Source organism: Kribbella sp. NBC_00359, assembly GCF_036097425.1.
Classification (GTDB): Bacteria; Actinomycetota; Actinomycetes; order Propionibacteriales; family Kribbellaceae; genus Kribbella.
Genome location: NZ_CP107975.1, coordinates 3,221,542 through 3,233,793, shown reverse-complemented (window position 1 = coordinate 3,233,793; position 12,252 = coordinate 3,221,542). Strand labels below are relative to the sequence as shown.

At 68.0% G+C, this 12,252-nt stretch carries 11 protein-coding genes; 6 read left to right on the top strand and 5 right to left on the bottom strand.

Annotation, left to right across the window (positions count from 1 at the left end):
- Positions 1 to 216: 216 nt before the first annotated feature.
- Positions 217 to 747, bottom strand: a complete 531-nt coding sequence (locus OG876_RS15845) for a DinB family protein (protein ID WP_328525622.1) — start codon at positions 745 to 747, stop codon at positions 217 to 219.
- A gap of 395 nt (positions 748 to 1,142) precedes the next feature.
- Positions 1,143 to 5,375 carry an nSTAND1 domain-containing NTPase gene (locus OG876_RS15840; RefSeq protein WP_328525621.1) on the bottom strand — a complete coding sequence of 1,411 codons (4,233 nt, stop codon included), beginning with the start codon at positions 5,373 to 5,375 and terminating at the stop codon, positions 1,143 to 1,145.
- A 201-nt stretch (positions 5,376 to 5,576) separates the two neighbouring features.
- On the opposite strand from OG876_RS15840, the gene OG876_RS15835 reads away from it, so the two are divergent.
- Entirely contained in the window at positions 5,577 to 5,846 is a 270-nt protein-coding gene (locus tag OG876_RS15835) for a hypothetical protein (RefSeq protein WP_328525620.1), read from the top strand.
- A 226-nt stretch (positions 5,847 to 6,072) separates the two neighbouring features.
- Here the strand turns inward: OG876_RS15835 and glsA are convergent, their stop codons facing one another.
- Positions 6,073 to 7,104, bottom strand: coding sequence for a glutaminase A (gene glsA, locus OG876_RS15830; RefSeq protein ID WP_328525619.1), 1,032 nt, complete (start codon positions 7,102 to 7,104; stop codon positions 6,073 to 6,075).
- A gap of 48 nt (positions 7,105 to 7,152) precedes the next feature.
- The gene (locus OG876_RS15825) at positions 7,153 to 7,656 is read right to left on the bottom strand and encodes a TetR/AcrR family transcriptional regulator (protein ID WP_328525618.1); all 504 of its coding nucleotides are present in this window, start codon (positions 7,654 to 7,656) and stop codon (positions 7,153 to 7,155) included.
- Here OG876_RS15825 and OG876_RS15820 point away from each other — a divergent pair.
- The 4 genes from OG876_RS15820 (at position 7,655) to OG876_RS15805 (ending at position 10,918) form a co-directional block, all read left to right on the top strand.
- Complete coding sequence (locus OG876_RS15820; RefSeq protein ID WP_328525617.1) at positions 7,655 to 8,437, top strand: SDR family NAD(P)-dependent oxidoreductase; 783 nt, start codon at positions 7,655 to 7,657, stop codon at positions 8,435 to 8,437. The two genes, OG876_RS15825 and OG876_RS15820, sit on opposite strands and share 2 nt — an antisense overlap.
- Positions 8,438 to 8,499: 62 nt before the next feature.
- Complete coding sequence (locus OG876_RS15815; protein ID WP_328525616.1) at positions 8,500 to 9,444, top strand: cyclase family protein; 945 nt, start codon at positions 8,500 to 8,502, stop codon at positions 9,442 to 9,444.
- 81 nt (positions 9,445 to 9,525) lie between these two features.
- Positions 9,526 to 9,876 carry a VOC family protein gene (locus OG876_RS15810; RefSeq protein ID WP_328525615.1) on the top strand — a complete coding sequence of 117 codons (351 nt, stop codon included), beginning with the start codon at positions 9,526 to 9,528 and terminating at the stop codon, positions 9,874 to 9,876.
- 124 nt (positions 9,877 to 10,000) lie between these two features.
- Positions 10,001 to 10,918, top strand: a complete 918-nt coding sequence (locus OG876_RS15805) for a DUF5937 family protein (protein WP_328525614.1) — start codon at positions 10,001 to 10,003, stop codon at positions 10,916 to 10,918.
- Between the two features lie 6 nt (positions 10,919 to 10,924).
- Here OG876_RS15805 and OG876_RS15800 read toward each other — a convergent pair whose 3' ends face one another.
- Complete coding sequence (locus tag OG876_RS15800) at positions 10,925 to 11,845, bottom strand: hypothetical protein (RefSeq protein ID WP_328525613.1); 921 nt, start codon at positions 11,843 to 11,845, stop codon at positions 10,925 to 10,927.
- A 200-nt stretch (positions 11,846 to 12,045) separates the two neighbouring features.
- Here OG876_RS15800 and thiS point away from each other — a divergent pair, with 200 nt between their 5' ends.
- Positions 12,046 to 12,252, top strand: a complete 207-nt coding sequence (gene thiS, locus OG876_RS15795; RefSeq protein WP_328525612.1) for a sulfur carrier protein ThiS — start codon at positions 12,046 to 12,048, stop codon at positions 12,250 to 12,252.

Sequence of the window (12,252 nt, the reverse complement as noted above, 5' to 3'; positions counted from 1 at the left end):
CCCACGAACGGCACCGCGAACGCGACCAGGCCGGCTGGGGCGGCTCGGCCTGCCAACACGGGTCAGGGCGCGCTGGAGGGCCCCGCAAGATTCGAAGCCGGAGCCGGCGGGTTGAGGTCTGACGGGTCGCCGCAACTGGCAGGGACGGGAGTTCATGGGCCGGGAGTTGCAGCACGCGGTGCGGCGGGAATTCATTTCCGCCGGGTCGGCGCCAGTTCAGGCACCGGCCTCGAGCACGGCGAGGTCGCGCACCGCATAACGGTGATGCTCGGCCTCTTCCTTCAGCACCACCTTGAGGCAGCGGCGTACCACGTAGTCCTGGTCGGGATACGGGTCGGCCGGCTTGCGACCGCAGACCCGATCGAGCTCGGCCTCGGTGAGCCCGTCGACGACACCCCGCATCGTGGCCATGCGGGCCAGCCGTGGCACGAGCACCTCGTCCAGCGTCGGGGTGGCTTCGAGGGTGAGCCCGAGCTTCGCCGACTCATCGGGCGGCATCCCGCCGTACGGGAAGCCCAACGGGTGGTACGGCGCTTCCTCCTCGAGCACCGCATTGCCGAGCCAGGCATCGCCTGCGAACAGCAGGTGCCGTTGAGTCTCGACCAACGACCACTCGCCGTCGACCTGCTCGTGCAGCGTTGCCTCGGGCAACAGCCTGGTACGGTCGAGCGTCGCCGCCCACAGCGCCTCGACCGCATCCCAAGCAGCCCGGTAGTCGTCGGGGGACGCGGCACCACGCGCCAGCACCCGCGTGGGGGACCGGCGGTCAAGCTCGGCCTCGGCCCGCGCCGGCTCTCCTGGTCGACCAGCGCCGCACCGTCACCGGACAGCGGCAGGCACTCTCGCCACCGCCAACGGCACCAGCGGCGGCGTCTTCGGGCTGGGTGATCGAGCCCAGGACGTCGGGGTGCACTGTCACAGCGCGTGCCGTTGAGGGGTGGTGTGCGACACGAGTGTGGCTGGATGGCTTGAGCCTTGTGGACTGCGCTCGCGCGTCAGACCGTTGCAGAGCGGGTTGAGGGCGGCCCGGACTTCCCTGGCGCGTGGAAAATGTGGGCGAGCCGACCGCCTTCAGCCAGTTGTGCCAGCAACCCATGTGCCGGCCAGCTGCCGAGCGGCGGCTCTGCCTCGTTGTGGTGTTGTCAGGGACAGGTCTTGCGGTAGGGCCGGCCGCCGAAGTTCTCGCGCCATTCCTCGACGGTCAGGTCGCGGCCGGCTGTTCGGCAGGCGTACTCGATGGTGTGCTCGAGGCGGGTGTCCCAGGTGTAAATCGCATCGTCGTAGGACGCAATGACCACGGTGTGGCCGTCGGGCCGGAAGTCCGCCGTGACGACTGTCCGGTTCGGGACAACAACGGAGCCAAGTGGAGCGCCTGTGGAGCCGTCGTACAAGTTCACCGTGCCGTCACCGGGCGCCACCAGGAGGGAACCGTCGGCTGAGAACGCGAGACTGTTCGCACCACGTTTGACCTTCACGGGTCGTCCTGGCGCTGCGCCTGGCGCGGTGTCGAGCACGAGTACCTCGCCCTGCGCGCTCGTGACCGCGATATGTCGTCCGTCCGGGGAGAGTGCGACGACCTCGGGGTCGGCTACCGGCAGCCGGCCCGAGCGGATCGCCTCACCCGACTCGAGATCCAGCAGTGCCCAACCCGTGGACTTGACCCCGTCCGCGATGGTGTCGCCGGTGAGTACCGCGGCGCTGTGGCCGTCGGGGCCGGCTGACAACCAGTTGATCGAGCCGTTGAGCTGGACGGGTGTGCCCACCACTTCGAGGGTTTCGGCGTCCAGCAGCGTGGCCACTCCGGACACCTGGCCGATGGCAAGCCGGCTGCCGTCTCGCCCGGCATAGTGGAAGTCCGAGACTCGACTGCCTACCACCGGGCGGCTGGCGATGAGCTCACCTGTTCGCGCGTTCCACACGCTGAGCACGTCCGACTTCATCGTCGCCGCTCGTGCCCCGGTGGGGTGCCAGGCGACGCAGTTGCCGGTGTCAGTCTCCCACCAGTTCCCGGGGAGCGGGACCGGCCTGGTGGCATTGTGCGTTTCGACGTCCTTGAACGAGATCCCGGAGGGGCCCTGACGGTAGGTGGTCTTGCCGCCGGGGGCCGGACTGATGCAGCCGTAGTCGCCGCCGGTTGGAGGGATGAGGTGCGCGATGTATCTGCGCCGGCCCTCGAGGTCGTAGCTGCGCAGGGCTCCTTCGTTGGCCACGTAGAGGGTCGCGTCGTCCGGACTGAAGCCGACGCCCCTGACGCCCGCCTGGCCGACATTGATGTCCTCCACTGCGCGGCCGGTTCTCACGTCCCACACGGTCGCCTGCAGCTCGGCTGTAGTGGTCACCAGCAGGGTTCCGCGGTGTGAGTAGCGCACTGCGGTAATTGCCTCGTCGTGTCGCCGCAGCGGGCGTTCGCGAAGTCCGGTCGCTGCATCGACCAGCAGCACCTGGCCGGGGTCTAGGTTCGAGCCGGCGAGGAAGCCGCCGATGGCAAGCGTCGAGCCGTCCGGGGTGACGTCGACGCCGCCGTACTTCAGCTCCGGTCGCGAGTAGCGCAGCGTCCCTGTCGGGACGTCGTAGGCACTCAGCGGTCTGCTCGTGTACAACTGGCTCCCGTCCGGGCTCATCACCAGCCCGCCGTTTCCCGCGAGGTCTGACAGTTGCAGGGTCATGCGTACCTTCGGTGGGCCGCCCGGTCGGACGTCCCAGACGAGCACTGTGGTCCCATCGGTCGGTGTCCCGTTGCGGTACGAGTGCAGCATGGCTGTGAGCGAGTTCCCGTCCTTGCTGTAGCTGACATGCGTCGCGCGTGCCGGTAGCCCGGAGCGTGGTAGTTGCTGCGAATCCGCTACCGGTTCCAGCGTCTTCGGATCGAGCAGCAGCACCGGCTGAGTCGTCGGCGAGGGCATGCCTATGGCCAGATGACGGCCGTCTGGACTGAAGACTGCTCCCCACCCGTCCTCGGGTTCCTGGCCCGGTTGGCTTTCGGGTCGGTGCTCAGCCGTCCGCTTGCCGGTCGTCAGGTCGTACAGCACGGCCGTGCCGGTCCAGTCGTGCACAACGACATTCCTGCCGTCAGGACTGACGTCGAGGCCGCCGACGTCCAGCCTCTCGGTCTCGAACGACCGGATCAGCTGCGAGTTCTTGGCAAGTACGGCGAGCAGGTTGTCCCTGGACTCGGGGGTGTCGTCGAGCCGGAGGCCGGCCACGGCGAGCAGCATCGACTTGCCGATGTCGTCTTGTACGACGGCCTTCGCACCGGCCTTGCCGGCATCCGCGGCCACCGCCGCTTGCTCGGCGGCGGCCGCTTCCTGGTCGGCGCGCTCGGCTTGGCGGACGGCGACGAAGCCTGCGATGAGTGCGCCGACGAGCAGGAACGCGGCGGTGGTGAGGGCGGTGCGGAGGCGGCGGTTGACCCGGATCTGGTGTCGGGCGATGTCTTCGGCCGCGTGGAGCTCGGCCTCGGACAGGCGGCGGCCGGCCGCGAGGAAGTCGCGTTCGGTGTCGGTCAGCGTCGGGTTGGTGTCTTGCTGCCAGTCCAGGGCCTTGGCGAGGCGGACGCCGCGGTAGAGCTCACTGTCGGGACGACCGAGACCGTCCCAGGAGTCCGCGGCGACGGTCAGGTGGTGCAAGATCCGCTGGCCCTCCAGGTCGTCATCCAGCCAGCCGCGCAGCCGGGGCCAGGCGCGGGCGAGTGACTCGTGCGCGAGCTCGACAATGCCGTCGTCGCTGGTGACCAGCCGCGCGCCGACCAGAAGGTCGATCATCGCCTCGTTGTCCGGTCCGGTGACGACCAGGCGCCGCGGCAGCCGGCTGCGGACCGGCTCGTCGTCCGGGCCGGGGGTGATCAGCCGCAGCAGCAGGTCGCGCAGCACCGTGCGACGCTGAGGCGGGATCCGTTCGTAGACCGCCTCGGCGGACTGGGCGACCGCGCCGCGGATCCCACCCGAGGCGTTGTAGCCCGCGACGGTCAGGGTCCGGCCCTCGCGACGTTGCCACGTCTCGGCCAGCGCGTGCGACATCAGCGGCAGCGCACCGGGCTGGTCGGCCACTTCGTTCACCAGCAGGTCCACCAGACCTGGCTCCACCACGAGCGACGCGAGCCGGGCCGGTTCCTCGATCGCGGCGTGGAGGTCGGCCTCAGCCATTGCGGCGAGCAGGTACAGGCCCTGCTCCACGGCCCGCGCGAACCCAGAATGGGACGAGATGTCGGCCAGCCGATCGGCCCGGAACGACAGGATCAGCGGCGCCGCAGTCTGGTGCTTGGCCAGCGCGCCGAGAAACGCGTCGCGCTCCGCGGTGTCCTGGCACAGCGAGAAGACCTCCTCGCACTGGTCGACCAGCAGCGCCGGCGTCGGGCCTGACCGCGGCATCGCGTCGGCCAGCGCAGCGACTGGGTGCACGCCGGGGGTGATCACGACGACCCGCACCCCGTCGCGGCGCAGGGCGGCGGTGACGCCTGCGCGGACCAGCGAGGACTTGCCGCACCCTGACGGCCCGACGACGGCGAGGACCGAGCTGTCGGCCAGCCGTCGCAGACACGCGGCGATGTCGGCATTCCGCCCGAAGAACACCTCCGCGTCGTCGACGTCGTACGGCTTGAGTCCCCGGTACGGGCACATCGCGCTCGGCTCGGGCAGCGCGCTCTCCACGACCAGCGCCGGATCCTGCCGCAGGATCGCCTGCTCCAAGGCGGCGATCTCCGGTCCTGGATCCAGGCCGAGTTCACGATCAAGCACCGAGCCGAGCTGGCGGAGCGTGCGCAGCGACTCACCTTGACGGCCGGACTGGTACTGCGCGGTGGCCAGCAGCGCCCACCGACGTTCGCGCAACGGGGCCTCAGCCACCAACGCCTGCGCCTTCGCCAGGACCCTGTCGTGCTGGCCTGCCCGCAGGGCGGACTCGACGTACAACTCCTCGGCTGTGTACAGGAGCTCGGTCAGCCTGGCCGCCTCGACCCGCGCGGCGTCCCATCCGTCGATATCGGTCAGCGGCCGGCCCCGCCACAACGCCAACGCGTCCGCCAGCACAAGCGCCGACCGCTCCGCGTCATCGGCGGCGAGCAGGTCGTGCGCCCGAGACACGGCACGCTCGAAGCGCTGCGCGTCGATCTCGTCCAACGGCACGACCAGCCGATAGCCCAGCGCGGTGGTCTCGATCGCATGAATGCCCAGCAGCTTGCGCAGCCGGACCACGCACCCCTGCACGATCTTGGCCCACGACGGCGGCAGTTGCTCACCCCACAACACGTCCGCCAGCACCTCTGCGCTGACCACATCCCCCGGGTGGACGACCAGAGCCGCGAGTACGACGCGATCACGTCGTCCGAGAACCTTGTGTTCCCCCTCGATCGTGAGCGGGCCGAGAACGGCGATACCCACACCTCGACTCTCGACCTGTACACAACCGCCGTCAATGGCGGCGATACCACGGCGATACCGGTCGCGGGCGGCTCGATACCTGCGGGCGGGACAACGGTTCCAGCAACTCGAAGCGCAACCGGACCGCCAACCACGGCGGACCCCGCTCGAGCAGGAGAGGCAGCGATGCTCACCACCGCAGGACGCACGAGGAAGCAATCCATGACCAGCCGGCTCACCCGGGTGGCCGCGGGGGCGGCAGTCAGCGTCGCCTTCATGACAGTCGCCGCGCCGGCGATGGCTTCAGAGCCTCCCGAGCCGCGTGGCGGATCCATCGAGTACAGCGCCACGCCCACCGCAGCGGACGGCACAGTGGACCTGAGCTCGGTGGCTCTCGGTGCCCTGGGCGGTATCGCGCTGAGTGGGGCGAGTCTGGGTATCGCGTTCGGGGTCCAGCACCGCCGCGACCGCTTCGCGGAGCACGCCGCGTGACCCTTGGCGGAGACCAAGCCTGATACAAGTGCTCGATTCTGACCCCTGGTGACACGCGCTGTAGCCACCCGGGAGGTCGAGCGCGCGGTCAGCCGCCGACTGAAGGGTCGACCGAACTGATTCAGCGAAGTAGTTTGCCATAGGCAATGAAACGATCACCGTCGAGGGAAACTCCAACAAGCACGGCCCCAGGTGGTGTGGACCATCCCGTTGTTGGCTGGTTGGCTTATGTGGGTTCGGAGGCGAAGAGGTTTAGGCCGAGGCGCTCGGCGAGGTACTTCGTGACGAGTTGGCCGCGGACGCTGTTTCCGGCGGCGTCGAGCGGGGGTGAGAAGGTCGCCAGGCCGCCCTTGCCGGGCGACACGGTCACGATGCCGCCACTGACGCCGCTCTTGCCGGGCATCCCGATCTCGTACAGCCAGTCCCCGGACAGTTCGTACAGACCGGCGGTGGCCATCACGGCCAGCACCCGTCGGCACACCCCCGCGACAATGACTCGCTCGCCTGTCATCGGATTCACTCCGCCGTTGGCCAGCGTGGCAGCCATGACCGCGAGGTCGTGGGCGGTCACGTCGAGGGAGCACTGCCGGGTGTAGACGTCGGTGGCCTCGTCGGGGTCGAAGTAGAGCCGCTCGTAGCTGTCCAGGAGATGGGCGATGCCCTGGTTGCGCATATTGGTGGCCGACTCGGACCTGTAGACATCGTCGCTCAAGGTGAGCTCGCGGCCGGCGAAGCGGGAAAGCCCGTCGCGGATCCTCTCCCACTTCTCCTCCGCCGTGTCGCCAGGAACGAGGCTGGTGGTCGCGATCGCACCCGCGTTGACCAACGGGTTCATCGTCCGCTCGTCATTCAACTCGACGGCCATCAGCGAGTTGAACGGGAATCCCGTGCTGTTGACGCCCAGCCGATGTCGTGCCGCCTCATACCCGATCGCCTCGCAGACCAGCGCGAAGACGAAGGGCTTGGAGACGCTCTGGATCGAGAACGCCGTCTCCACGTCACCGATCTCGAAGGACCGGCCCCTGGCCCCGACCACGCAGATCCCGAACAGTCCAGGCGATGCGCTCGCCAGCGCGGGGATGTAGTTCGCGACGGCCCCGTCGCCGTTCGACCGATAGCGCTCGTACGCCTCGGTGACGACATCCCTGACCTGGTCAGCCTGTGGAAGCTCGCCGGTAGACACGAGCGAGGGCGCCGTCGCCTCGTCGAACGGGAGGCTCTCGTGCATGGAAAGCTTGGTCATGAGATCCCTACTCATCGTCGACTCCAAGCAGCCTACGACAGAGGCGATTCCGTGGCGGCCGGTCTATGCACGACGCGGTGCGTCCACCCTGCTGTGATTGGGGGCCAGGCCATTCATGACCAGGTCGAGCATTCGGGTTGTTCTGGTGGACCAGTTGTCGTCGGGGTCAATGCGCCAGAGGAAGCCCACGAGGAGAAGTACCTCCTCGGCCTCGACGTCTTTGCGTACGGCGCCATCCTGCTTGCAGGCGTCCAGGAGTGTGGTGATCGCGTCGATGACCGGCCCGTAGCCCTCGCCGGCCAACTGCCTGTGGGTGGCGGTGTGGAAGGCGCCGGCCAGGCCTCGTTTGATTTGGCCGTACGACGCCAGGCGGTCCAGCCAGAGGCGTAAGGCCTCCCGCGGTGGGTGCTCGGCGACCAGGGTGGGGGCCGCGTCGACGAGGTCGGCCACGTCGTGGCGGTGGACCTCGAGGACGAGCGCCTCTCGGGTGGGGAAGTGACGGTACAGCGTGCCCTGGCCGATGCCGTCGCATGCACGGATCGCACCCAACTCGAGGAGTCCAGCCATGTCAGCACAGCCCGCCGATCACATGCGGCTCGACGGCAAGGTCGCCGTGATCACCGGCGGCGCCCAGGGAGTCGGCCTCGGCATCGCCGAGGAGTTCGTCGCCTACGGCGCGACCGTGATCGTTGCCGACATCAACGAAACGACACTGAAGGAAGCCGGCGCCGCACTCGGCCCGGAGGTCACCACCGTGGTCGTCGACGTCACGAATCTCGAGCAGATGCAGACGATGTACGACGACATCGTCGCCACCCACGGCCGTCTCGACGCGGTCGTTGCGAACGTCGGCGCCGGCGACAGCAACGGCGTCCGGTCCATCACGGAGAAGCAGTTCGACTTCGTGTTCGGCGTGAACGTCAAGGGCGTGCTGTTCACCGTTCAGCCGGCCATCAACCTGATGAAGGACGGCGGCACCATCGTGGTGATCGGATCGACCGCCTCGATCCAGCCGCCGACCGGCATGAGCCTGTACGGCGGAGCCAAGGCCGCGCTGCGGAACATGGTGCGAGCGTGGATCCAGGAGGTCAAGGGAACCGGCATCCGCATCAATGTGCTGAGCCCCGGAGCGGTGGACACGCCGTCCCTGCGCTCGGCCCTCGCCGATGCCTCCGGCCCCGACGCGGTCGATGCCCTTGTCACCGAGATGGGGGAAGGGAACCCGCTCGGCCGGCTCGCACAGCCGCGCGAACTCGGCACCGCGGCGGTCTTCCTCTCCAGCCGGGCCTCGAGCTTCATCACCGGTGTCGAACTCTTCGCCGACGGCGGCATGGCCCAGACCGGCTGACCGAAGAGAAGAAAGGAACGACCATGTCCCCGATCAGGGACCACAAGGAATGAGGACGAATCATGGTCACCGAAGCCGAAGTCGAGCAGTACCTGACATCACTGTCGAACTGGGGCCGTTGGGGAGACGACGACCGCCTGGGCACCCTGAACCTGATCACCGACGACGTCCGTGTCGCCGCAGCATCGCTGATCCGATCCGGCCGGACGCTCTCCCTCTCGCGCGACATCGACCCCGAAGCACCCGATGCGCTCGGTTCGGGCATCGCCCTGGTGCAGCGGTTCACCGGTCTGCATGAGGTCGCCGACCACTTCGACGGCAAGGCGCTCCGGTTCGACGCAGTCACGGAGTACGTCGGAATCTCCGCCCACGGATCGAATACACATGTCGACGGCCTGGCCCACTACTCGTGGGAAGGCAAGAATTACAACGGCTTTCCGGAATCGGACACCACGTCGCGCTTCGGGGCCAAGTCGCTGTCGGTCCATCACGCCGAAGCCGGGTTCATCACCCGTGGTGTCCTGCTCGACATCGCGGCACTCCACGAGGTCGAGTGGCTCGAACGGGGCCATGCGGTCACACCGGACGAGCTGGAGGCGGCCGAGGCACGGCAAGGCGTACGGGCGCGACCGGGCGACGCGCTCCTGGTGCACACGGACAACGTCGCCGCGATCCTGACCGAAGGACCGGACGCAGTCGGACCCGGCGCCCGGCAAGCGGGTCTGCACGCCAGTTGCCTGCCGTACTTGCGCGAGCGTGATGTCGCCGTTCTCGGCAACGACGGCGTCCAGGATGCGCAGCCGTCCGGGTTCGGGCTCGACTTCCTGCGCCCGATCCACACAGTGGGTCTCGTCGCGCTCGGTCTGTGGCTGATCGACAACATGCAACTGACCGAACTCGCCAAGGTCTGCCAGGTGGAGAACCGGTGGGAGTTCTTCTTCGCCGCGCTGCCGTGGCGGATGGTCGGTGCCACCTCCAGCGCCGGCAACCCGGTTGCAGTGTTCTGAGGCGGCTGTCGATTCTGGGGTGCGGTGATCGTCAGGTAAGCACCACGGGTCGCGAAGAGACCCACAACCTGAGGAGATCTGATGTCCCATCCAGTTGTTCACACCGAGATCCGGTCCGAGGACCCCGACGTCACGCGCAAGTTCTTCGCGGACCTCTTCGGCTGGAAGGTCGCGTCCGAAGGCGGCTTCCCCGGCTACACGTTCATCGACACCGGCAGCGAAGCCGGCCCCTATGTGGCGATCGGCCCACGTCAAGGCGCCGATGACGAAGTTCTGTTCTTCGTCGCGGTCGACGATGTGACCGCGACCCTGCAGAAGGCGGAAGAGCTCGGTGGCAAGATCATCCAGCCGACCCAACAGGTGCCGGGCACCAGCTTCGGCGTCTTCGCCGACGTCCACGGCCAGAAGGTCGGAGTCGCCGCGAACGGCTAGCAGCAGGCCAGCTTGGCCGAAGGTCCAGATCCACGGACACACCCGAGTCGATTTAGGATCGAGCTACATCGACGAAGGGACTGGCGTGCTGACCTATCGGCTGAGCTCGCGAGACCTTGAGGAGGTGCGATTCGCGATCTCGCCGGTGGCGGAGATGGTTTTGTCGTTGCGGGCGTTGCGGGATGCGGGGCGGTTTCCGTTGCAGTTGGGGTGGGTTCGGGGGGTGCAGGCGGTTGTCGAGCAGGTGGATTGGTCGGTTTTGCGGTGGTTGGTCAACGACACGATGGGGAGTCCGGATTTCCTGACGCCGCGGCCTACCTCGCCGTTGACGCAGATCCAGGATGAGCTCGAGATCATCGGGGCGGTGGATCGGGGGACGTTCGAGCGGCAGTTCGTCGCGGTCAACAAGGAGGTTCCCGACGAGCTTGCCGGTGCTGATGGTCCCGCCAGAGTTGTCGACGCGCTGCGGGCGTACTGGCAGTTGGCGATGGCGCCGTACTGGGATCGGATGCGGACGATTCTGTCGGCCGACATCAGCTATCGCGGGCATGTGCTCACGCAGCACGGGACCGGGGCGATGCTGAACGGACTCGGGCCGGCCATCAGTTATCAGGACGGACTGCTGAAAGTCGATCGGGTCAGCGATCCGAGTCGGACCGAGAGCGTGGATGGGCGGGGGCTGGTGTTGCAGCCGACGTTGTTCGGGCCGCATGCGGTGATTCCGTTCGACATCGGGGCCGAGCCGCTGCTGGGGTATCCGCCGCGCGGGCAGGCCAATCTGTGGTCCGTCGTCGAACCGCCGTCACAACGGGATCTGGCCCAGTTGATCGGTACGCCGAGGGCCCACATCCTGCAGCTGCTCACGCATCCCCGGACGACGACCGACCTGGCCGGCGAGCTGAAGGTGACGCCCTCGGCCGTGAGCCAGCACCTGCAACTGCTGCGTCGTACCGGACTGGTCGAGGCGCAACGCACCGGCAAACAGGTGCTCTACCGACCGACCGAGCTCGCCGTCCTGCTCACCGGATCGGACCTCGACTGAGACTACTCACGGATTCGGCTGGTTTCCGTTGGCGGCGGCGGTCGACTTTCCGTCGGCGGTGGCCGTCGGCGCGGAGACATCCGGAGCGTCGGCCGCCGTGCCGCTGTCCTCGCCGCCCGCCTCCTCGTCAACCTTCCGGCGTACCCACCACACGCGTGCCAGCTTGGCGGATCCCAGGATCGCGGCGATGACAATCGCGGTCACCACGCCGGCGACATCGAGCAACCCCCACGCCCGCTTGTACCACGGCGGCTGCTTCTCGACGTCGACCGCGATCGCCCGCTCGAAGGTACGGCTGCTGAGGGGCAGGTCGTTCAGCTCCACGACCAGGGTGAGACGGAGAGTCCGCACACCATCGGTCTGCGGTGTCACGCGCCAGGCCCACTCGGTCACCCCGTCGATGAGCTGGAACTTGTCGCTGAGCGGCTGTACGTCGAGCCCCGAACCCCGGAGCTCCGCCCGCATGTAGGTGCCGACGGGAAGCTTCTCGATGATGACCGGGGCCGTGCCCGGCAGCGATCTCAGCGACGGCGACACCGTCACGGTGCCGCGCTGCACCCGCACCGTGACCTCGAAGTCCTCCTGCACCCGTGCCTGAGCAGGCGGGTTGTACGCGACCAGACCCTGCTCGAGCTCTCGCCGTGCGGCCTGCTCGTACCGCTCGCGCGACGTCGGCTCCCGACTCGTCGGCGGCCCGGTCTCCCCTTGGGTGGGCGTCGAACTCGGCCGCGAGGTCGGAGCCGCCGATGTCGCCGCCGGCTCGGATGTCGCCGGCTCGGACATCGTCGGGATGACATCGGGCGGATCGGGGCCGTACAGCTCGGCTCTCAGCGCGAGAACACTCACCGCCAGAGCAGCCAGGACCACGCCTGCGGTGATCAGCAGGCCAAGTCTTGTGACCCCGTGAGCCCGATCGATCGTCCCCATCTCTGCTCACCTTCCCCCAAGACAAACGGTAGCCGTTTCCGGCGTTGGCGTACTGCCTTCGGGACGGGTTGGCGGTCGCGGGAAGACGTGAGCTAGAGTCGAAAGCGCCGCGGGAGCTTGCAGGAGTGGGCTGAGAGGGTGACTGGGCCGTCGCCGACCGCTGAACCTGAATCGGGTAATTCCGGCGTAGGGAGGAAGCGATGCAGGAAGCTGTCTGGGTCAACGGTACGGCGACCGACGTCGCCCCGGGGAAGTCCGTGGCCGACCTGATCGCCGAGTACTCGGACCGCACCACCGGGATCGCGGTCGCGATCAATCAGAACGTGCTCACCAGGGCCGAATGGGCGTCCACCGCCCTGCGAGCGGGCGATCGGGTCGAGATCGTCAGCGCGGTGCAAGGAGGCTGA

Coding starts and splice junctions, on each gene's coding strand:
- OG876_RS15835 (WP_328525620.1), top strand. CDS start 5,577: ATGACCAGCCGGCTCACCCGGGTGGCCGCGGGGGCGGCAGTCAGCGTC.
- glsA (WP_328525619.1), bottom strand. CDS start 7,104: ATGAGTAGGGATCTCATGACCAAGCTTTCCATGCACGAGAGCCTCCCG.
- OG876_RS15820 (WP_328525617.1), top strand. CDS start 7,655: ATGTCAGCACAGCCCGCCGATCACATGCGGCTCGACGGCAAGGTCGCC.
- OG876_RS15825 (WP_328525618.1), bottom strand. CDS start 7,656: ATGGCTGGACTCCTCGAGTTGGGTGCGATCCGTGCATGCGACGGCATC.
- OG876_RS15815 (WP_328525616.1), top strand. CDS start 8,500: ATGGTCACCGAAGCCGAAGTCGAGCAGTACCTGACATCACTGTCGAAC.
- OG876_RS15810 (WP_328525615.1), top strand. CDS start 9,526: ATGTCCCATCCAGTTGTTCACACCGAGATCCGGTCCGAGGACCCCGAC.
- OG876_RS15800 (WP_328525613.1), bottom strand. CDS start 11,845: ATGGGGACGATCGATCGGGCTCACGGGGTCACAAGACTTGGCCTGCTG.
- thiS (WP_328525612.1), top strand. CDS start 12,046: ATGCAGGAAGCTGTCTGGGTCAACGGTACGGCGACCGACGTCGCCCCG.